Origin of the sequence: Stutzerimonas sp. R40042, from assembly GCF_026642215.1 — a bacterium.
Classification (GTDB): domain Bacteria; phylum Pseudomonadota; class Gammaproteobacteria; order Pseudomonadales; family Pseudomonadaceae; genus Stutzerimonas; species Stutzerimonas frequens.
Genome location: NZ_CP113258.1, coordinates 4,427,948 through 4,449,254 on the forward strand (window position 1 = coordinate 4,427,948; position 21,307 = coordinate 4,449,254).

A 21,307-nucleotide genomic window follows, 5' to 3' on the forward strand; every position below is an offset into this window, starting at 1 on the left:
GGCGGTCGCAACGGTGGGCTGAAGCCCACCCTACAGGCATCGACGAAGGCCGTAGGGTGGGCTTCAGCCCGCCAGCGATGGCACCGGAACGGGCCTGCATCACCGTCCCTCCTCGAACAGTCGATCCAGCGCATCGAGCAGCGCATCGTCCGGTCGCGCGAAGTAGACGCCGGCCTCGGGCATGCCGCGCAGGAACAGGTAGAAGGCGCCGCCCAGCTGCTCGTCGCGAAAATCTGCCAGACGCTGGCGTAGGAAGCGGCGCAGCGCCACCAGATAGATCAGGTATTGCAGGTAGTAGTGCTCGCCCGCCAGCGCCTGTAGCAGTCGCTCGCCGCTGTAGTAGCTGGCGTCCGGGCCGAGCCAGTTGGACTTGTAGTCGGCGATGTACCAGCGGCCGCTGTGCTCGAAGGTCAGGTCGATAAAGCCTTTGAGAAAGCCCTTGAGGCTGTCGAATTCCAGCCGCGCTGCGGCCTCGCGCAGCGGTGCGGCCAGCCCGTTGGCCGGGTCGGTCAGCAAGGCGCGTAGGCGCGCCACGTCCAGCTCGCGCACCGGGAAGGTGAAGCCCAGCTCCGGCAGCCGGCGCGCTGCCTGCAGGCTGGCGAGGGTCAACCCGGCGCCGTCCAAATCGGTCTGCAGCACCTTTTGCAGATGCGCCGTGGCGATCTCCTTCCATTCCAGCGGCAAGCCGTAGGCCTTGAGCGCCGGCTCGACCAGCGCCTCTAGTTCGCCCTTGCCCCGCGCCCAGTCTTCGAGGATCGCATGCAGGCAGGTTCCCGCCCGCGCACCGCGTGGAAAGGCGAAGAAGCCGCTGCCCGGCTCGCCGGCATCGGGCATCGCCAGGGCGTCGCGGTCCGGCGCTTCCATGTGCATGCCGGCGGCCAGCCCGGAGAAGCTGCCGATGCGCCAGGCGCTGTAGAGGTTGCGGTTGAGCTGCGCCAGCTGCCCGGGCGGCGCTGCGCGGCTGCTGCCCTGGGTGCTGGCCTCACGCGACTCGAGCGGCAAGCAGGCCATGCGCCCGTCGCTCGCGGCGACCAGCCGCTCGATGGCCAGACGCAGGCTACCGCCGTTGAGGCCAGCCAGGTGGTTGCCCAGCTCGCTCAAAGGGTGCTCGCCAAGGAGATCCCGGCCGTGCAGCAGCCAGGCCAGGGCGCTGCTGTGCAAGCCTTCGTCGGGCAGACTGCCATCCTTCTTCGCCTTCGGCAGGCTCACCGGCCCCCAGTGCAGCCAGAGCCGGTCACGCGCGCGGGTCAGGGCGACGTAGGCGAGTCGCAGCTGTTCGGCGAACACCTCCTGACGGGCGCGTTCGAGGTTGTCCTCCAGTTCGCCGCTGCCCAGGTCCAGCAGCGGCTGGCCATCGGCATCGTGACAACGGGCACTGTCGAGGTTCTTGCCGAGCAGCTTGCCGTCCCAGAGGAAGGGGCAGAACACCAGCGGGTATTCCAGTCCCTTGCTGGTGTGGATGGTGACGATCTGCACCCGCTCGGCATCGCTTTCCAGGCGCAGCAGCGCTTCCTCACCGGCGCCCTCGCTGCCGCGCTGGGCGTTGAACCAGGCGAGCAGCGGCTCGAGCCCGGGCCGCAGCAGGCTCTCGGCCTGCAGCAATTCACCGAGGTGCAAGAGGTTGGTCAGCCGACGCTCGCCGTCGACCCGAGTCAACAGACGTTCGGCCACCGACTGCTCGTCGAGCCAGGCGCGGAACACCCGCATGAAGCCCTGCTGCTGCCAGAGCTGGTGGTAGCGCTCGGCGGCTTCGCGTTCGGCGTCCCATTCATGCTGGTCATCCTGGCAGCGGGCGAGATCGGCGGCGCTGCGGCCCAACAGCCGCGTCGCCAGGGCATGCCGCAGCAGACCCTCGCGTCCCGGCTCGGCATAGGCGGCAAGCACCGCGGCCAGTTCGGCAGCCTCCTCGCTGCGCCAGACGCTGTCGCGCCCGCGGCGCACGCTGGGCACGCCACGCGCGGCCAGCTCGTCGGCGATCATCCCGGCCTGGCGGTGATTGGCCACCAGCACGGCGATATTGCCGCCCTTGAGGGGGGTGAACCGGTCGCCCTGCGTGAAGCCGGCGCGGCCCTCGGCGGCGGCGGCCAGCTGCACGGCGATGCGTCGTGCCGTGTCGGCCGCGGCCAGTTGCGCGGCCTCGGCCTTGCCCAGCGGATCGTCGCCGAGCCAGACCAGCGATAGCGGCGCCGCCTCGCCCTCCTCTGCCAGACGCAGGCTCGCACGCGGCTTGTCCGCCGCGCCTACCGCTGGATAACGCAGGTCGGGTTGGGCGAACGGCTGCGGATGGTCGAACAGCTGGTTGAGCGCGGCGATCAGCTCGGGCGTCGAGCGGTAGTTGGTCGGCAGATTGAAGGGCTCGCGATCGGCCTGTTGCTTGGCCGTCATGTAAGTGGCCAGATCCGCACCGCGGAAGGCGTAGATCGCCTGCTTGGGATCGCCGACGAAGCACAGCGAGGCATCACGGCCCTTGGCATAGATGCGGTCGAAGATGGCGTACTGGATCGGGTCGGTGTCCTGGAACTCGTCGATCAGCGCCAGCGGATAGGTCGCACGCAGCGAGGCCGCCAGGTCCTCGCCGACCGGTCCCTGCAGTGCCTGATACAGACGATTCAGCAGGTCGTCGAAGGCCAGCAGCCGCTGCGCCGCCTTGCGTTCAGGCAACTCTCGGTTGAGCCGCTCGAGCAGCGCCACTTGCAGGGCGATCAGCCGCTGCTTGCCGGCCGGCAGTGCGTCGGCCACCTGATCGGCCAGCTCGTCCAGGGCCTGGGCCAGCTCGCACACCGGCGCGTCGAAGCCCTTCTTGCAGGCCTTGCTCAGCGCGCGCACGCCGAACTTCGCCGCGCCCTCGGGCAGGTCGAACATCACCGCCGGATCGGCGAAATAGGCATCCAGTTCCGCCTGCCATGGCGCAAACTTGACGCTCTTGTGCGTGCTCTGGCTGAGCCCGCCATGCGCCAGCAGCTCGGCGATCCAGGCGCTGCCCGCCTGCTTCCACAACTCGGCGGCGCGCTGCCAGGCCGCCTCGACCGGGCGCAGATCGGCCGCGACCGGCGCACCCTGCGGCTCGACCCGCAGGTAAGGCTTGCCCAGATGACTGCGCAGGCGCTGGCGCAACCACACCGGAGTGATCCGGCTCTTGGCCAGAAAGCGCGCCCAGGCCGGGTCGGCATCGGCCAGCTCGCTGCGCCAGGCGTCGGCGAGCAGCGCATCGATGAGCTCGTGGTCGTCGGCGGTCAGCTCGCTGTCGAAATCGCCGCCGGCCTCGAAAGCCGCATCCTGCAGGGCACGCTGGCAGAAGCCGTGGATGGTGAAGATCGCCGCCTCGTCGAAGCCGTGCACCGCCAGCAACAGGCGCCGCCGCGAGGCTTCGTCCGAGTAGCGGGCGTGCAGGCGATTGAGGAAGTCATCGCTGCTCGGCGTGCCGTCATAAACCGCCAGCAGATCAGCCAGCCGCGCGCGGATGCGCTCGCGCAGCTCGGCGGTGGCCGCGGTGGTGTAGGTGACCACCAGAATCTGCCCCACCGAGAGCTGGCGCTCCAGCAGCAGACGCGCATAGAGCGCGGTGAGCGTCCAGGTCTTGCCGGTGCCGGCGCTGGCTTCAATCAGCGAGCGGCCGTCGAAGGGGGAGTCGAGGAGGTCGAGTTTCATGGCTTGATCCTCCGAGCCAAAGCCGACTTTGCAGTGCTGGCCGCACCCTCGGGTTGCGCCCCGCCGGGCGCCTTACTTCTTCTTGCTTGCCCAAGAAGAAGTAAGCAAGAAGAAGGGCACCCCAACATCCGGGTCTGGCCGCTGCGCGGCCAGACTTCCCTCGCTCCGGCGCTGCTCCGGGGGCACGCCGCGAAGGGACGTCCCTGTCCCTTCGCGCCTCGCTCGGCATCCATGCCTCGCGTCCCCCTACACAACGCCTGCGCTCGGCCTCCTGAAGGGGATTCATGAGTCGCCTGACAGCGCCTGCGCCTGAAAAACAAGAAGCCGATGCCACCGCGAAAAGCACGGATACCGACATGAGCTGGCGCCGCGAACCGGGGCCCCTCAGGAGGCCGAGTGGAGTCGATGCGCAAGGGGTCGAGCGGCATGGACGCCGCGAGAGCTCCGAAGGGACAGGGACGTCCCTTCGGAGCGTGCCCCTGGAGCAGCGATGGAACGAGGGAACCCCGGCGCAGCCGGGGCCGGATGCGGGGTGTGCTTTCTCTTTGGTTACTTTCTCTCTGCACCGGGCGGCGATCCGCAAGCAAAGAGAAAGTGACTCGCCCGTCAGGGGCGAAACCCCGACCGTCGAACAGGCACGGCAGCAAGTGGAGACACAATGCTTCAGACGTCATCACTCTGCTCCTCTCCATCCGCCAACGCATCCAACGCCGGGCCGATCAGCTGTTCGGCCAGAGTTTCGAAACGCTCGTCCAGCGGATCGCGGTCGCGGAAGGCCAAGGCGTTCCAGGGGTCTTCGGCTTCGGCGGCAATGGGGCTGAACTCGGCGCCGAGCCAAGCTTCGCGGGCGCGCTTGCGGGCGCAGTCCAGCGGCTCGCTGCCGCGGCTCGGCTTGCGGTAGCCGCGGGCGAACGCCTGGCTGCTGCGCGGCAACAGCGGCAGTGGCTCGCGGATCGCGCTGCGGTAGGCCGCGAGCCAAGGCTCCAGCAGCTCGGCCGCATTGGCCAGCGGCCCCAGCTGCCAGTCACCGGCCGGCGAAAGCATCAGGCTGTGGCGTTCGATGCCGGGCGTGGCGCACAGGTTGAGCAGCAGGTGACGCAGCCAGAACGGCGGCAGGTCCCATTCGCCGAGGCGGCCGAGCTTCCAGCCGAACAGCCCGCCCGGCGTCACCCCATCGAGCCAGCCATGGATGCGCACGCCAGCCAGGGTGATATCCACCGGCAGCGGCTCGGGCACGGCATCCGGGCGCAGTTCGAACAGCCGCGGTGCAAAGGCACGCACCGGTCCGCGCAGTTTGCCCCACAGCGCCTGGCCCAGCTCGCCAGTGGGCAGCCAGCCCGCCGCGCAGGCCATGCGCCGCTCCTCCTCGTCGCTCCAGCCCTGCTCCATCGCTTGCAGCGACAGGCGGCGCAGGCCGTTCCAGGCCGGCATTTCCAGGTCGAACGGTTCGTCGCTGGCAAGCGATTCCTGATCATCGGCCAGGCGCAGGCCGAGGCGCTGTTCGAGCAGGAAGCGCGCCGGGTGGCGGAAGCACTGCAGCAGCTGCGACGGCTCGATGGTCAGCCAGGCCTCATCGGGTTCGGCGAGCAGGCTGGCGAAGGGTTGCGCCTGCGCCTGGGGTGGCTCGGCCAAGCGCTGGGCGGCACGGAACCAGGGCAGCGAATAGCCGGCACAGGGCGCTTCGCCGAAATTACGCGGCGAGAACGGCTGCAGCGGATGTGCGATGAGGATCTTCTGGCTGACCGGCCGCGCCCCTTCGGCCAGCACGGCGGTCATGTCCACCGCCTCCAGTACCTCGCTGAGCAACACCGAGGGCGGCAGCACGGCGTTGTCGCGCGGGTCGCGGCCGACATAGGAAAGGTACAGCGCCTGGCGCGCCGAGAGCAGCGTCTCCAGCAGCAGGTAGCGGTCGTCGAGGCGCCGCGCCCGGTCGCCACGGCGCGGATGCCGGCCGATCAGGTCGAAGCCCGACGGCGGCGTGCGCCGCGGGAAGGCGCCATCGTCCAGGCCGAGCAGACAGACCACGCGGAACGGCAGGCTGCGCATCGGCACCATGGTGCAGAAGGTCACCGCACCGGTGAGAAAGCCCGAGGCGCCGCCGCCCTGCTGCAACGCGGCGCTGAGCTGCTGGTGCACCAGTTCCAGCTCGATGGGCCGGCTGAGGTCGGCGGCCTGGGCCTGATCGCGCAGGGCGGCGCAGGCCTGGGAGAGCAACAGCAGCGTGTCGCCGGCCTCGCGCTCGTCGAACAGCGTATCGATCAGCACTTGCAGGTCATCCGCCCACTCGGCCAGCGGACGCGGCCGAGCCAGTTGATCGGCCAGGCTGCCGAGCCGCTCGACGAAGTCCACCAACCGCCCGAGCAACTGCCCGCGCGCGCCTTCCAGCGCATCCAGCGGCCAGTGCTCGCCAAGCAAGGGTGCGTGGTCGCCGGCCAGCTGCGGCGGTGCAGCGAAGCCCAGCAGCAGCCGGTCCAGCCCCTGGCGCCAGGTAAAGGCCGGTTCGGCCGGCAGGCCCAGCCGTGCGCGCTGCTCGCCATCGCGGCCCCAGCGCACGCCGGCCTCGCGCAGCCAGTCACGCAGCAGCGGTAGGTCTTCGCTTTCGATGCCGGCGCGGCGGGCGATGGCCGGCTGTTCCAGCCAGGCGAGGATTTCCTCGGCGGCGAAACGGCTCTGCGCCAGCAACAGCAGTTCGAGAAAGGCCTCGATCAACGGCACCTCGGCGCGCAGGCTGCGGTCGGCGAGGCTGTAGGGAATCCGCGGGCTCCCCTCGCGCGGGGCGAACACCGCCTCGATGAAGGGCGCATAACGTTCGATGTCGGGGGTCAGCACCACCACCTGATCCGGCGTCAGCGTCGGGTCGGCGGCGAAGCGCGCCAGCAGCTGGTCGTGGAGGATTTCCACCTCGCGCAGCGGCGAGTGGGCGATATGCACCTCCAGCGAACGGTCGTTCTCGGCCAGGGTGATGCGCTCATCGGGCAGGCGGGTGCGCAGGCGCAGGATGTCGTTCTGCAAGGCATGCAGCAGGCTGTCGTCGTGCAGGTCCTCGTCTTCGGAATACAGGCCGAATTCCTGACTGCCTTCGCTGGCGGTCAGGCTGAATAGAGAGTCGAAAAAGTCGCGGCCCTGCTTGCCGAGACTCGCCAGCAGCGGATGGCCCACATCCAGATACCAGTCATCGGCGCCGCTCTCGGGCTGACGCGCCAGTTCGCGAATATCACGTATCTCGCCCCAGGCCTCGCGGCTCGGGTTGAGCGCGCAGACCACCACGTCGATGTGCCGCGCCAGGCCGTCGAGCACGCGCAGGTGGTGCGGCGGCAGGCTGCTGATGCCGAACACCAGCAGGCGCTCGTGGAGGTCCGGCAGCGGCTCGTCGCGGTACAGGCGCTGCAGCAGGTCGCCGAGCAGGCGCGCGCGGTGCGGGTGGCCGTCTTTGGTCAGCTCGCGCCAGAGCAGCGCCTGCCAGGCTTCGTCGGGACCGAGGTCGAGGGTTTCGCCACGCTCCCAGGCCGCCAGCCAATCGTCGCGATAGAGCAGGTACTGGTCGAAGACGTCGGCGATCTTGGCCGCCAATGACAGCCGCCGGCGCTCATCGCCGCCATCGAGGTACTGCGCCAGACGCGGCGCCAGCTCGAGATTGGCCGGCTCGCAGAGCCAGCCGTAGAGGCGCCAGGTCAGGGTGGTCGGGGAGAATGCCGACTGCTCGGGCAGGCTGCCCAGTACCGTGCGGCTCAGGTCCCAGACGAACGCCGCCGGCAGCTGCAACTCCAGCTGCATGGCGATGCCCTGCCGGCGCGCCAGCTCCAGGGTCAGCCAGCGGCCCATGCCCTGGCTCGGCACCACCACTCGCGCCGGCGCGAAGGGGTCGGCCAGCGGCTGGGCGAGCAGCGTGGTGGCCAGTTCGCCGAGGGTTTCGAGATCAGGGGCGTGGTAGAGGCTGAGCATGGGCGCACCGCGTGAACAGAAGTCGCTAGGTTACAGCCCGCCAGATGAGGGAGCGAGCCGGCGAAGCCAGTTTGCACTTGCCGTGCGACCGCTCCTGTCGCATCGACCCAGGGCCTTTTCTCATCCTTTCGCGCTGCCTTTCTGCTTCTCACGACCAATATCAATTCCGCGATTGCTGCCTAGCATGGGATCGAGGGGCGGCCGCTTCGTCGCCCGTCACAAGCGCAGGAGTCGTTCATGTACCGGAACCGCAAGAAGCTGCTCGTCCTATCCATCTGCGCCACGCTGGGCGCCGTACCGTTCACGCTGCAGGCCGAGGAAGCGGCCCGCGAGCGGACCCTCGGCTCGGTGGAGCGCAGCCACGCCAGCAACGCCCGCGCCCTGCTCGACCAGGCCGTGCTGACCTACCAGGCCAAGGGCCCGGAACAGGCCCTGGCCACCTTCAACGACCGCAACGGCGAATTCGCCCGCGGCCAGTACTACATCTTCGTGCTCGGCGAGGACGGCACCATGCAGGCCAGCAGCGGCCCATCGGCCAGCCTGGTGGGACTTAACGTCAGCGATCTCAAGGACGCCGCCGGCAAGCCGTTCATGCGCGAGATCCTCGACAAGTCGACGCGCCAGGACAGCGGAGAGGTCGAGTATCAGTGGCTCAACCCGGCCGACAACAAGCTGGAGAACAAGGTCAGCCAGTTCCGCAAGGTCGGCAACCATGTGCTCTGCGTCGGCTACTACATCCCCCGCGCCACCGCCGAGCAGGCCCAGGCGTTGCTCGAGCGTGCCGTGCAGCAGGTCAAGGAAAAGGGCGCCGAGGCAGCCTTCCGCAGCTTCAACGATCCGCGCGGCGGCTTCGTCTACAACGACGAGTATGTCTTCGCGATCGGCCTGGACGATGGTCGCTATCGCGCCAGCGGCAGCTCGCCGAACCTGGTGGGCGTCGACGTGCGCAACGTTACCGATGCCGCCGGCAAGCCGCTGTTCAAGGACATGATCGAGCTGGCGCGCAAGCAGGGTTCCGGCACGGTCGACTACGTCTGGCGCAACCCGGCGACCAACGCCGTCGAGCAGAAGCATTCGCTGATCCAGCGGGTCGATGACGTGCTGCTTGGGGTGGGCTACTACACCCGCCCCTGAGCGGGGCGCGCCCCGGTACGTGACGTTTCGGTGAACGTGCCCGGCAGGTCAGGGTCAATCGGATATCCCCGGTGCAGTTCTGCGTCCTTGTGACGCAGAACTTTGTCGTTGCCGCTCGCCGGGGAAGGAGCCCCGAACGATGCTGACCCTGCTGCACCTGTTGTCGTCAATCGCCCTGTTGGTGTGGGGTACGCACATCGTGCGCACCGGCATCATGCGCGTGTACGGCTCGCATCTGCGGCGATTGCTGGGGCGGAGCATGGGCCACACGCCGCTGGCGTTCGGCGCCGGCATCGGCGTTACGGCCCTGGTACAGAGCAGTAACGCCACCGCACTGCTGGTCATCTCGTTCGTCGCCCAGGGCCTGATGGCGCTACCCACCGCCCTGGCGATCATGCTCGGCGCGGATGTCGGCACCGCACTCATGGCTCGGGTACTGACGATGGACCTGTCCTGGCTGTCGCCGTTGCTGACACTGCTGGGTGTGTGTTTATTCCTGTCGCGCAAGCAGAGCCGCAGCGGCCAGCTAGGACGCGTGCTGATCGGCATGGGGCTGATCATTCTTGCCCTGCAGCTGATCGTTCAGGCTGCGGCGCCGATCACCGAAGCGCGCGGAATGCGTGTGCTGTTCTCCTCGCTGGCCGGCGATACGCTGCTGGCGGTCGTCGTCGGCGCGGTGTTCGCACTGCTGTCCTATTCCAGCCTTGCCGCGGTGCTGCTGATCGCCACCCTGGCCGGTGCCGGCCTTATCGGTCTGCCGGTGGCACTGGGGGTGGTCATCGGGGCCAATGTCGGCAGCGGCCTGCTCGCCTGGCTCAATGCCAGCCTGCAACCGGTGCCGGCGCGCCGCGTGGCCCTCGGCAACCTGCTGTACAAACTGGCCGGACTGGCCGTGCTGCCGTTTCTCGAACCGTTGGTGACCTGGATGGGCGGGTTCGGCTTCAGCACCCAGACACAGGTGATCGGCTTCCACCTCGCCTACAATAGCCTGCGCTGCCTGCTGCTGTTGCCCACCGTGCCGGCGATAGCCCATCTGTGCGAAAACCTGCTGCCGGAGCGGCAAACGGACGGCGGCGTGGCCCGGCCACGGCACCTGGACCCGGCGGCACTGGAAACGCCGAGTCTGGCGCTGGCCAACGCCACGCGGGAGACGTTGCGTATCGGCGATCTGGTCGAGCAGATGCTGGTGCGCCTGCTGGAGGCGCTGCGCGAGGACCGCCCCGAGCCCGGCGAAGAAATCCGTCGCCTGGACGACGATGTCGATGCACTCTACAACGCCGTGAAGCTGTATCTGGCGCGCATGCCTCGCGACGACCTCGCCGAGGACGAGCAGCGCCGCTGGGCAGAGATCATCGAGCTGGCGATCAACCTGGAACAGGCCGGCGACAGCGCCGAACACATGCTGGGCAAGCTTCGCGACCTGAAAACCTCGACCCGCCGGCCATTTTCCGAACAGGGCCTGGAAGAGTTGCAGGCGCTGCTCGAGCAGCTGCTAGCCAACCTGCGCCTGGGACTCTCGGTGTTCCTTTCCGGCGATGCCAACGGCGCCCGCCAATTGCTCCAGCACAAGCGCGAATTCCGCCGCAGTGAGCGCCGCATGGCGCACGCGCATGTCGAACGTCTGCATCACGGCGTCAGCGAGAGCCTGCAGACCAGCTCGGCGCACCTGGAGCTCATCGCCGACATGAAACGGCTCAACTCGCTGTTCTGCAGCACCGCGCATGCCGCGCTGGAGGCAGCCGCGCTCGACACGCGGCGGTCTGCCGAGGCGCGAGCGGACGACCGCGCCCTCGACCATCCGCTGCCAGGCCGCGCGCATCCCACCGGCTGACCGCAGCCGCTTCAATCCGCAACGAGGCCCCTATGCTCGACTGGGTTCGCGAATATCAGCCGCTGCTCACGCTGGTGGTTTCCACCTGCACACTGCTGGTCTGGCTCTTCTATGCGCACCTGCTGCTGGCCAACTTCAAGCGCCAGCGGCGACCCAACCTGATCATCAATCGCGGCGCCGGCAAGGGGCTAACCTCGCTGTGCCTGATCTCCAACATGAGCGCCGAACCGATGTTCATCAATCAGGTGCTGATCTGCCTGGATACCAACCGCGGCCGCCTGCTCGGCGACGTAACCGATATCCGCGAAAGTCAGGAAGATGAGGCGACGCCCGATCTGGCGCTGTACCAGACCACCCACCAGGGCCCGCTGCGCAGCGGTGATTTCACCCACATCGGCAGCTTCCAGGCATTGCTGCGACGGGCAGCCGAGCAGCATGGCATCGACTTGCGCGGACACCAGCCGGAAGGCGAATGGCAGTTTCTGGGCATGGAGATCCGCGTGGTGGCCTTCTATGGCTCGGATCGCCATCCGCTGGGCGTGTCCCGCCGTTTTACCCTGGACGGCGCCGAGCTGTTGCCCGACAGCCCGCTCACCCGCCAGCTGTGCACCCGTCGCGAGCGGCGCCAGGTGCGCGCCTGGATGGTCGAGCACGTCGGTTAGGCCGGCGGGGACATCGCTGCGCCCGCCGGCCGACCCACTTAGCGGCCCTGCGCCAGTCGCCGCCGTTGCAGCCAGACGATCAGCGCGAACAGCAGGAAGCCCGGAACCCATATGAATTCCTTGGGCCAGCGATCGGTCGGCGCGCGCACCCTGAGGATCTGCTGGTCGAACTCCAGCCCCGCCTCGGCGGCCGGGCTGCCGAAGGTCACGCTGTCGACCAGCACCTTGCCCTCCTCGACATAGGTCATCAGGCCGATCTTCTCGAGCTTCTCCTCGCCACTCTCGCCGTCAGGAATCGCCAGCAGCACGACGAACTCGCGCGGATCGCCGACATCATCCTCACCCAGCACGCGCAGGCGCAGCTGGCTGTCCTCCCCCACCCGTTCCAGTGCCTGCACCAGTTCGGTCGGCTCGATGTCGCGGTAGGGGTCGTGGATGATGTCCATCCAGAAGCCCGGACGGAACAGCGTGAACGCCACCAGCAGCAGCAGCAGGCTTTCGTACCAGCGGCTGCGCACCAGGAAGTAACCCTGGGTGCCGGCGGCGAAGATCAGCATGGCGATGGTCGCCACGACGAAGATCAGAACGCCGTGCCAGAAGTCCACATCGATCAGCAGCAGGTCGGTGTTGAAGATGAACAGGAACGGCAGCGCCGCGGTGCGCAGGCTGTAGTAGAAGGCGGTGATACCGGTCTTGATCGGATCGCCCTTGGACACTGCGGCGGCGGCGAACGAGGCCAGACCCACCGGCGGCGTCACGTCGGCCATGATGCCGAAGTAGAAGACGAACAGGTGTACCGCGATCAGCGGCACGATCAGGCCGTTCTGCTGGCCCAGCGCGACGATCACCGGTGCCAGCAGGCTGGACACCACGATGTAGTTGGCGGTGGTCGGCAGGCCCATGCCAAGGATCAGGCTGAGGAACGCGGTGAGCAGCAGCATCAGCAGCAGATTGCCCATCGACAGCAGCTCGACCAGATCGGCCAGCACCAGGCCGACGCCGGTCTGCGAGACGGCACCGACGATGATGCCCGCCGCCGCGGTGGCGATACCGATGCCGATCATGTTGCGCGCACCAGCGATCAGGCCCTCGCGCAGATCGACCACGCCGTCCATGAAGGTGCCGTGCTCGTGGGCGCCGTCCTTGCGCAGCATCGACAGCAGCGGGCGCTGGGTGAGCAGGATGATCACCAGCATCACCGAGCCCCAGAATGCCGAGAGGCCGGGTGACAGCCGTTCGATCATCAGGCACCAGACCAGCACCACCACCGGCAGCAGGAAGTGCAGGCCGGAGAGCAGCACCGGGCGGGTCTGCGGCAGCGCCTCGAGTGGCGCGTCGGGGTCTTCGGCGGGCAGCGGCGGGCTGCTTGCCGCCACCTTCAGCAGTGCCAGGTAGACCAGCGCCAGCAGCGCCCCGATCACCCACAGCGCCGAGTCGCCCAGCGCTGGCTTGAGCCAGCCGAGGCCGTAATAGACGCCCAGCGATAGCCCCGAAATCAGCGCCGCGCCAAAGGCGAAGCCGATCAGCCGCTGCATCCAGGGCTTGGTCACGTTGGCTCGCGGCAGCGCAGTCAGGCCCAACTTGAGCGACTCCAGGTGCACGATGTAGACCAGCGCGATATAGGAAATCAGCGCTGGCAGGAACGCGTGCTTGATGACCTCGACGTAGGGAATGCCGACGTACTCGACCATCAGGAACGCCGCGGCGCCCATCACCGGCGGCATGATCTGGCCGTTGACCGACGAGGCGACTTCCACCGCGCCGGACTTTTCCGCGGAGAAGCCGGTGCGTTTCATCATCGGGATGGTGAAGGTGCCGGTGGTCACCACGTTGGCGATCGACGAGCCGGAAATCAGCCCGGTCATGCCCGACGCCACGACCGCGGCCTTGGCCGGGCCGCCACGAAAATGCCCGAGCATGCTGAAGGCCAGCTGAATGAAATAGTGGCCCGCGCCAGCGCGTTCGAGCAGCGCGCCGAACAATACGAAGAGAAAGACGAAGCTGGTGGAGACACCGAGCGCGATGCCGAACACGCCTTCGGTGGTGATCCACTGGTGGTTGGCCAGTGCGGTGAAGCTGACCCCACGGTGGGCGAGCAGGCCGGGCATCCAGGGGCCGGCGACGCTGTAGACCAGAAATATCAGGGCGATGATTGCCAACGGCGGGCCGAGGGCACGGCGCGTGGCTTCCAGCAGCAGCGGAATGCCGATGCAGGCGGTGACCAGATCGAGGGTGGTCAGGTTGCCCGGGCGCTGCGCCAGCTGCTCGTAGGCGATGAACAGATAAGCCGCCGCCGCCGCTGCGACCAGCCCGAGCGCGACATCGAACAGCGGTACACGATCACGCGGCGAACGCTTGAAGGCCGGATAGGCGTGAAAGGCCAGCAGCAGAGCGAATGCCAGATGGATCGAGCGGGTCTCGGTGTCGTTCAGTACGCCGAAGCCGAGTACGAAGGGCAGCGGTGAGGCAATCCACAGCTGGAACAGCGACCAGAGCAGCGCCAGACCGGCGATGATCGCCGCCATCGGACCTTCGGGCAGGCGCGCACCGACATCCTGGGCAATCAGTTCCTCGGTGGACAGTTGTTTGTCTTGCATGAAATGAGGCCTGTTTTTTCAGGTAACGGAACCGCGAAAACCCGTGGCCATACGGCGCACGGGTTTTCAGCTAAGGCACGGCGAGCAGGCCGGCGAACGACGCGGCCTGTCGAGCCTTACAGCCAGCCGCGTTCCTTGTAGTAACGCTCGGCGCCTTCATGCAGCGGCGCGCTCAGGCCGACCTCGATCATCTCTTCCGGCTTGAGATCCTTGAATGCCGGGTGCAGACGCTGGAAGCGCTCGATGTTCTCGAACACCGACTTCACCAGTTGGTAGACCACTTCGGCATCGACCTTGGCGGTAGTGGACAGCACGGCCTTGCCGCCGATGGACTGGGTCGGCTGGTCGTTGCCCTTGTACAGGCCGCCGGGGATCTCGGCCTTGGTGTAGTAGCTCTTGGCAGCCAGCAGCTTGTCGATCTCCGGGCCGGTGATCGGCACCAGGACCGCATCGACGGTGGTGGTGGCTTCCTGGATCGCGCCATTCGGATGACCGACGAAGTAGGTCATGGCGTCGATGTTGTTGTCGCCCAGGGCGCTGGCCTGCTCAGCCGGCTTCAGCTCGGCGGCCAGGGAGAACACCGACTTGTCCCACCCCTTGACGTTCATGATCTCTTCGAGGGTATCGCGCTGGCCGGAACCGGGGTTGCCGATGTTGACGCGCTTGCCCTTCAGGTCATCGAGGCCCTTGATGTTGGCATCACGACGGGCGAGCACGGTGAAGACTTCGCTCTGCAGGGAGAACACCGCGCGGATGTCGTCCATCTTCCCTTCTTTCTCGAAGGGCGCGACGCCTTCCATCGCCTTGTACTGGTGGTCGGACTGCATGATGCCGAAGTTGAATTCGCCACTGCGCAGACCGTTGACGTTGGCCACGCCGCCGCCGCTGGCCGGCGCGTTGCACTTGATGTTTTCCGCATTGCGGTTGACGAAGCGGCAGATCGATTGCCCGGCGACATAGTAAACGCCGGTCTGGCCGCCGGTGCCGATGGTGACGAACTTCTCTTGCGCCTGTGCTACTCCGCTCAGGCCGGTACCCGCCAGAGCGGCGGTAAAGATCCATGCCAAGGATTTGCCTTTCATGGATGCACTCCTTTTTGGTTGTTTTCGGATTCCCGGGCATCCCTTGTGAGTCTGCGCGGAACTTGAGTCTAGCAGGCGTCGGCGTCGGCAACAGCCTTCGCGACCTGCGTGCCGTTCCTACCCTGCATCCCTAGCTACGACCGGCCGCTTGAACCAGGGTTGCGGCTCAGGGATGAAGTTTTTATGTACAGCCATTGTACAAAGCAAAGAATATGTACAATATTAGTGGCACTCAGCCATATCGATATGCCTGACCAAGGTAGTAGGACTTCAGTCGTATTGAACGCACTTAGGGGCTGATATCACTATGCCATCACCCTGATTTGTCAGGGCGATGGTAAGCCAACAGGGCCGTCGACATAGCGAACCCGTGCTGGCGCGTTTTCCGTGTCCGCTGCACCGCTACACAAGTTCCGAACGACCCGCTGGGCCGTCTGAAGCAGGAAGCGAATCGCCGAGAAGGCGAGACCGACACGGAAGGTACGGTGCATCCCGATGCGCCGGCAGAGGCGCCCAGGGAACCGAACAACACCTTGCCTTGTTGACGAGACCCATCATGCGCATGAACCTGCCGGTCACTGGCCGCAACGTTTCAATCAGCGACACAGCCAATATCCTCTCCACCACGGATCTCGACGGTGACATCACCTACGTGAATCCCGATTTCATCCGCGTCAGCGGATTCGAAGAGCACGAACTGCTCGGACAGCATCACAACATCGTCCGCCACCCGGACATGCCCACCGAAGCCTTCGGTGATCTCTGGTCATCCGTGCGCGGCGGCCGATCGTGGATGGGCATGGTGAAGAATCGTTGCAAGAACGGTGACCATTATTGGGTCAGCGCCTTTGTCACGCCGATCAGTCGCAACGGGCGGGTCGTCGAGTACCAGTCCGTAAGGACCAAACCACAACCGGCGCAAATTGCTGCGGCCGAACGGCTATATGCGCAGCTGCGTGAAAAACGCCCGCCGGCCGCACTGCGGCGCGCCCCGCTGGGCGTACGCAGCCGCGTCGCGCTGCTGGCGGCGCTGGGCAGCGCGCCCGTCGTGCTCGCCGGCGCGCTGTTGGGTGGTGTGGGTCTCGCATTCGCGGCGGTCACCACGGCCGTCGCCGCAACGACGACCGGCACCCTGGCCTATCTTGCGCAGGCCCCCCTGCAACGGCTCGTCGAACAGGCGCGGCGAATCGGCGCCAACCCGGTGGGCCAGCTGATCTATACCGGCCGCCGTGACGATTTCGGCCAGATCGCCTTCGCCATGAAGATGCTGGAAACCGAGGCCGGCGCCATGGTCGGGCGCATCGGCGATGCGTCCCGCCAGCTCAGCCAGCACGCCAAGGAGCTGCTCGGCGCGATGGAGAGCAGCACACAGAGCGCTGCCCGTCAGCAGGTCGAGACGGACCAGGTCGCCACCGCGATCAACCAGATGGCAGTCAGCGTGCAGGAGGTGGCCAGCAACGCACAGCGCACCGCCGAAGCCGCCAGCCGTGCCGATAGCGAAGCCGCGACCGGCACCGAGGTGGTCAATCGCACCGGTGCCGCCATCGGCCAGCTGGCACTGGACATCCAGCAGGCCGGTGAGGTGATCCACGAACTGGAGATGCACAGCAATGACATCACCAAGGTGCTGGACGTCATCCGCGGCATTGCCGAGCAGACCAACCTGCTGGCCCTCAATGCCGCCATCGAGGCGGCACGCGCGGGTGAACAGGGCCGCGGCTTCGCCGTGGTCGCCGACGAGGTGCGCAACCTGGCATCGCGGACCCAGCAGTCGACTCAGGAGATCAACAGCATGATCGCCGCCCTGCAGGGCGGCGCACACCAGGCGGTGGAGGTCATGCAGCGCAGCCGTGAGCAGGCCATGCACAGCGTCGAGCAGGCGGAACAGGCGGCGCGCTCGCTGCAGGGCATCAATAGTCGGGTCAACGAGATCAGCGAAATGAGTATCCAGATTGCCGCGGCCGTCGAGCAGCAGAGCGCGGTGAGCGAGGACATCAACCAGAACATCGTGAGCATCCGCAGCGGTTCGGACCATCACGTGGAGAGCGGCCTGCGCAGCCGGCAAAGCGCCTCGGGCGTCGCCGAGCTGGCCGGCCGGATGGAAATGCTGGTGGACCAGTTCTGGACCCGCCGACGTGCCTGAAGCAGGGCGAGAACGCCCCGTAATGGTGCGACGCAGTGCGCTGCCGGAACGGCGCCATAATGCGCTTGCCGGGCTTGTTACCATACCTGGCTACAGGCAAAATGCCACCAGTTTCGCATTTTGCGAAAGTTGCTTTACCGCTCAGGACACCCGGACCTGATAGCTAAGGCGCCAGCCGTGACATCCCATCAGGGGTGCATACGGCCGGCGCCTTTTTTTTGCCCTCGACGAACCCCGTCAGGGCAGAACCGCCGGGCGAACAAACGGCACCCAACCTGCATGTGACGCTACGAAGAACAAGCAATGCTGACCGAAGAGATCCTGCGCGAGGCACTGGAAGAGACCATTCAGGTCTTGGAGCGCACCCGCCGCTCCTTCAAGTCGCGCGAACTCGGCCAACTGCGCCGACGCCTGATCGACCTGCTGGAGCAGCTGGAGACCGATGCGGGCGGCAAGGAGGATGACTGATCACCGATTCGTAACCTGACTGCCGTACAAGATGCCCCGCCGCATCCCGCGAGCGCGCCGACAGAAGCCGCGCCGCTGAACCTGCCTCGCGTACTCAGACCCATTACCAAGGAAGATCTGTTTATGCGCCTCAACCTGCCCGTCAGCGGCCGCGAAGTCATCGTGGACGACACGGCGAACATCCTCTCGACCACCGACCTCAAAGGCACCATCAGCTACGCCAACCCTGATTTCGTGGCGATTTCCGGGTTCGACGAAGACGAGCTGCTGGGCCAGCCGCACAACACCGTGCGGCATCCGGACATGCCCGAGGCCGCGTTCGCCGATCTCTGGCAGACGCTGCAGGCGAACCGCTCGTGGATGGGCATCGTCAAGAACCGCTGCAAGAACGGCGACCACTACTGGGTCAGCGCCTTCGCCACGCCGGTCAGCCGCAACGGCAAGGTGGCGGAGTACCAATCGGTACGGACCCGCCCGCAGCCCGAACAGATCCAGGCCGCCGAGGCACTCTATGCGCGGATGCGCGACGGTCGGGCTGCGGCCTCGCTGCGCCCGCCAGCGCTCGGCCTGCGCGCTCGGGTGGCGCTGCTGGCAGGCCTCGGCGGCGCTGCCGGTGCGGCGATCGGCGCGTTGCTGGGCGGCGCGCCGCTGATCGCAGGTGCAACCGCCGTCGTGCTGGCTGGCGCGGCCGCCGCCGGGCTGACGGCACTGGCACTAGCACCGCTGGTACAGCTGGTCCGACAGGCACGGCGCATCGGCCGCAATCCCGTCAGCCAACTGATCTATACCGGACGCAGGGACGAGATCGGCGAAATCGCCTTTGCCATGAAGATGCTGGAAACCGAAGCCGGCGCCATGGTCGGGCGCATCGCCGACTGCAGCCGACAGCTAAGCGATCACGCCCGCAACCTGCTTGGCGCGGTGCATGGCAACTCCGCAAGCGCTTCGCGACAGCAGCAGGAAACCGACCTCATTGCCACGGCCATCCAGCAGATGACTGCCAGCGTGCAGGAAGTTGCGCTCAACGCCCAGCGCACCGCCGAGGCCGCCGCGCAGGCCGATAGCGAAGCCGCCAGCGGTCGGGAGATCGTCGGCCTGACCGGCAGCAGCATCACCCGCCTGGCCAGCGATATTCAGCAGGCCGCCGAAGTCATCCATCAGCTCGAAAGCCACGGCCAGGAAATCAGCCGCGTGCTCGAGGTGATTCACAGCATTGCCGAGCAGACCAACCTGCTCGCGCTCAATGCCGCCATCGAAGCGGCGCGCGCCGGCGATCAGGGCCGCGGGTTCGCCGTGGTGGCCGACGAGGTGCGCCAGCTGGCCTCGCGCACCTCGATGGCGACGGCGGACATACAGAAGATGATCGCCGCGCTGCAGACCGGCACGCGGCAGGCAGTCGACGTCATGCAGCGCAGCCGCGAACAGGCCGAGCACAGCGTCAGCCATGCCGACCGGGCCGAACACTCGCTGAGCGATATCAACAACCGGGTCAACGAGATCAGCGCCATGAGCAACCAGATCGCCGCTGCCGTGGACCAGCAAAGTTCGGCCAGCGAGGAGATCAGCCAGAGCATCGTCAGCATTCGCGGCAGCTCGGATCAACATGTCAGCAGCGGCATGCACAGCCAGCGCAGCGCCAGCGGCGTCGCCCAGCTGGCCGATGGCATGCTCGAGCTGGTGCAGCAGTTCTGGGCACGCCGGCGCGCCTGAGACGACAGCCCGTCAGCTGTGTGGGACAGATGGACAGCATGATGGCATGATGGCATCGCAGCCGGCGCGTTTCTGGCGCCGGATGACTGACAGAATGCGTGTCAGTCGCTGCGACGTCCACGAGGCAAGCCACCATGATGCGCACCCTGCTGTTTATCGCCGGTCTGATGCTGCTGTCCTCGCTCGCGAGCGCCGTGACTGCCGGGCCGTCGCCGGCGCTGCAGGTGCGCGATGCGTCGGCACTGCAGGTCGACGCGGTGGAATATGTACTGGGCAAGCCCATGGCATCCTTCGATGACGCCGCTGGCGCGCACTGGCCCTGGCAGCCGCTGACCAGGCCCACCCTGGGCAAGCAGCCTGACGGCGCCTGGCTGCGCATCTCCCTGCACAACAGCGCGGCGCACGCCAGGCTCTGGTACCTGCTGCTGAAATGGCCGGTGCTCGATCGCGTCGCGGTGCGCCTGCATTATCCGGACAGCGACCGTTGGGGCACGACGATGCTCGCCGGGGACGCCGTGGCCATGAGCGCTCGGCCATTGGCGGACCATCACTTCGTCTATCCGCTGGAGTTGCCGGCGGGCGAGCGCGCGGTGATCTACCTGCAGGTGCAGGCCCGCGAGACGCTGGCCCTGCCGCTGGAGCTGATCGACGAGAAGCAACTGATCGAGAGCCGACTTCACGATGTCACCCTGGTCAGCCTGTTCTTTGGCGGCATCCTGGTGATCGTGCTGTACAACTGCAGCCTGCTGATCTTCACCCGCGACCCAAGCTATTTGCTCTACGTGCTCTATCTGCTCAGCGCGGTGTTCTACGTACTGAGCATCACCGGCTTCGGCCAGCTCTATCTCTGGCCGGAGATTCCCGAACTCTCGGCACGCTTCTACGGGCTCTCGGCCGCCCTGTGTTTCTTCACACCGATGCTGTTCGCCCTGCGCTTTCTCGGTGTGCGGCGTTACGGCGGTTGGGTCTGGGCAGTTTCGATCACCCTCACGCTGTACTGGGGAGCCGTGGTGGTGATCCTGCTGCTGGCGCCGGCCCTGGCCCGCTATACATTCATGGAAAGCGTCGCGCTGCTGCACTGTGTGCTGACCATGGCGATCACGCTCAATCTTTGGGCGCGCGGCAACCCGTCTGCGCGGTTGTTCAGCATCGCCTGGAGCACGCTGCTGGTGTTCACCGTGGTCAACCTGCTGGCACTCAACGGTGTGCTGCCGCTCAACGCCTGGACCCTGAATGGCCAGCTGATCGGCATGTTCGCCGAGTTCGTGCTGCTCTCCATGGCCCTGGCCGAGCGTATCAACATCGAGCGCAACCGGCGTATCGCCGCGCAGCAGCTGGCGCTGCAGACGTCCGAATCGCTCGCCGCCGAGCGCGCCCTGCACCTGCAGGCCAAGCAGGAGGCGCTGGACGTGCAGCTGCGGGCCAACGAGGTGCTGGAGGCACGGGTCTACGAGCGAACCCGCGCGCTGGAGGATGTCCGCCTGGGCCTGGAAGCCGCCAACGCCGAGCTGCTGCGCCTGAGCACCACCGATTCGCTGACTCAGCTGGCCAATCGTCGACGCTTCGACCACCTGCTGGACGAGGAAATCCGCCGCGCGCGGCGCGCCGGCAGTCCACTGTCGGTGCTGCTCGCCGATATCGATCACTTCAAGCGGGTCAACGACAGCTATGGGCATCCGTTCGGTGACGAGTGCCTGCGCCAGGTCGCGGCAGTGCTCGCCGCCCACTGCCAGCGCGCCGGCGACGTCGCGGCGCGCTATGGCGGTGAGGAGTTCGTCGTGCTGCTACCGGGGCTCGACGGGCCCCAGGCCGCGGCGCTGGCCGAATCTATCCGCCGCACGATCGCACAACTGTCGCTGCAGCACGACGAGCAGCCCGTGCCGCTGACCATCAGCCTCGGCGTGGCGACGCTGGCTCCGGCGCACGCCACGTCAGCGGAGCTGCTGGCGGCGGCGGATGCTGCGCTCTATCAGGCCAAGCACCAGGGTCGCGATCAGGTGGTGCTGGCCACTGAGATCAACGCTGGCGAGCGGGCTCCAGCCCTCAATGCCTGACCCTTACGACAACCTCTGTATCCGAGCCTGTGGCAG

11 protein-coding genes are annotated in these 21,307 nt (G+C 66.9%); 7 read left to right on the forward strand and 4 right to left on the reverse strand.

What is annotated here, in order from left to right:
* Positions 1-99 precede the first annotated feature (99 nt).
* Together recB and recC are read right to left on the reverse strand one after the other, a co-directional pair.
* The gene (gene recB / locus OUY36_RS20820; RefSeq protein ID WP_267935840.1) at positions 100-3,648 is read right to left on the reverse strand and encodes an exodeoxyribonuclease V subunit beta; all 3,549 of its coding nucleotides are present in this window, start codon (positions 3,646-3,648) and stop codon (positions 100-102) included.
* 663 nt (positions 3,649-4,311) lie between these two features.
* On the reverse strand, positions 4,312-7,590 hold the full coding sequence (gene recC / locus OUY36_RS20825; protein WP_267935842.1) for an exodeoxyribonuclease V subunit gamma: 3,279 nt from the start codon (positions 7,588-7,590) through the stop codon (positions 4,312-4,314).
* A gap of 237 nt (positions 7,591-7,827) precedes the next feature.
* Between recC and OUY36_RS20830 the strand changes: the two genes are divergently transcribed.
* The 3 genes from OUY36_RS20830 (at position 7,828) to OUY36_RS20840 (ending at position 11,217) form a co-directional block, all read left to right on the forward strand.
* The gene (locus OUY36_RS20830; RefSeq protein WP_267935844.1) at positions 7,828-8,724 is read left to right on the forward strand and encodes a cache domain-containing protein; all 897 of its coding nucleotides are present in this window, start codon (positions 7,828-7,830) and stop codon (positions 8,722-8,724) included.
* A gap of 139 nt (positions 8,725-8,863) precedes the next feature.
* Entirely contained in the window at positions 8,864-10,555 is a 1,692-nt protein-coding gene (locus tag OUY36_RS20835) for a Na/Pi cotransporter family protein (protein WP_267935846.1), read from the forward strand.
* Positions 10,556-10,587: 32 nt separating this feature from the next.
* Positions 10,588-11,217, forward strand: coding sequence for a hypothetical protein (locus OUY36_RS20840; RefSeq protein WP_110778776.1), 630 nt, complete (start codon positions 10,588-10,590; stop codon positions 11,215-11,217).
* A gap of 38 nt (positions 11,218-11,255) precedes the next feature.
* Here the strand turns inward: OUY36_RS20840 and OUY36_RS20845 are convergent, their stop codons facing one another.
* Positions 11,256-13,814: a TRAP transporter permease gene (locus OUY36_RS20845; protein WP_267935847.1), complete on the reverse strand. Its 2,559-nt coding sequence runs from the start codon at positions 13,812-13,814 to the stop codon at positions 11,256-11,258.
* Positions 13,815-13,930: 116 nt separating this feature from the next.
* Complete coding sequence (locus OUY36_RS20850; RefSeq protein ID WP_102838955.1) at positions 13,931-14,896, reverse strand: TAXI family TRAP transporter solute-binding subunit; 966 nt, start codon at positions 14,894-14,896, stop codon at positions 13,931-13,933.
* A gap of 556 nt (positions 14,897-15,452) precedes the next feature.
* On the opposite strand from OUY36_RS20850, the gene OUY36_RS20855 reads away from it, so the two are divergent.
* The 4 genes from OUY36_RS20855 to OUY36_RS20870 all read left to right on the forward strand — a co-directional run bounded on the left by OUY36_RS20855 (position 15,453) and on the right by OUY36_RS20870 (position 21,271).
* Positions 15,453-17,039: a methyl-accepting chemotaxis protein gene (locus OUY36_RS20855; RefSeq protein WP_267935849.1), complete on the forward strand. Its 1,587-nt coding sequence runs from the start codon at positions 15,453-15,455 to the stop codon at positions 17,037-17,039.
* A 303-nt stretch (positions 17,040-17,342) separates the two neighbouring features.
* A complete protein-coding gene (locus tag OUY36_RS20860) occupies positions 17,343-17,507 on the forward strand; it encodes a hypothetical protein (RefSeq protein WP_267935851.1) in 165 nt (54 codons plus the stop codon).
* Between the two features lie 123 nt (positions 17,508-17,630).
* On the forward strand, positions 17,631-19,217 hold the full coding sequence (locus tag OUY36_RS20865; protein ID WP_267935854.1) for a methyl-accepting chemotaxis protein: 1,587 nt from the start codon (positions 17,631-17,633) through the stop codon (positions 19,215-19,217).
* 134 nt (positions 19,218-19,351) lie between these two features.
* Positions 19,352-21,271: a sensor domain-containing diguanylate cyclase gene (locus OUY36_RS20870; RefSeq protein ID WP_156244956.1), complete on the forward strand. Its 1,920-nt coding sequence runs from the start codon at positions 19,352-19,354 to the stop codon at positions 21,269-21,271.
* Positions 21,272-21,307: the final 36 nt, after the last annotated feature.

Excerpts from the sequence above, each read along its gene's own strand:
- recB (WP_267935840.1), bottom strand. The coding sequence starts at position 3,648 with ATGAAACTCGACCTCCTCGACTCCCCCTTCGACGGCCGCTCGCTGATT.
- recC (WP_267935842.1), bottom strand. The coding sequence starts at position 7,590 with ATGCTCAGCCTCTACCACGCCCCTGATCTCGAAACCCTCGGCGAACTG.
- OUY36_RS20830 (WP_267935844.1), top strand. The coding sequence starts at position 7,828 with ATGTACCGGAACCGCAAGAAGCTGCTCGTCCTATCCATCTGCGCCACG.
- OUY36_RS20835 (WP_267935846.1), top strand. The coding sequence starts at position 8,864 with ATGCTGACCCTGCTGCACCTGTTGTCGTCAATCGCCCTGTTGGTGTGG.
- OUY36_RS20840 (WP_110778776.1), top strand. The coding sequence starts at position 10,588 with ATGCTCGACTGGGTTCGCGAATATCAGCCGCTGCTCACGCTGGTGGTT.
- OUY36_RS20845 (WP_267935847.1), bottom strand. The coding sequence starts at position 13,814 with ATGCAAGACAAACAACTGTCCACCGAGGAACTGATTGCCCAGGATGTC.
- OUY36_RS20850 (WP_102838955.1), bottom strand. The coding sequence starts at position 14,896 with ATGAAAGGCAAATCCTTGGCATGGATCTTTACCGCCGCTCTGGCGGGT.
- OUY36_RS20855 (WP_267935849.1), top strand. The coding sequence starts at position 15,453 with ATGCGCATGAACCTGCCGGTCACTGGCCGCAACGTTTCAATCAGCGAC.
- OUY36_RS20860 (WP_267935851.1), top strand. The coding sequence starts at position 17,343 with ATGCTGACCGAAGAGATCCTGCGCGAGGCACTGGAAGAGACCATTCAG.
- OUY36_RS20865 (WP_267935854.1), top strand. The coding sequence starts at position 17,631 with ATGCGCCTCAACCTGCCCGTCAGCGGCCGCGAAGTCATCGTGGACGAC.
- OUY36_RS20870 (WP_156244956.1), top strand. The coding sequence starts at position 19,352 with ATGATGCGCACCCTGCTGTTTATCGCCGGTCTGATGCTGCTGTCCTCG.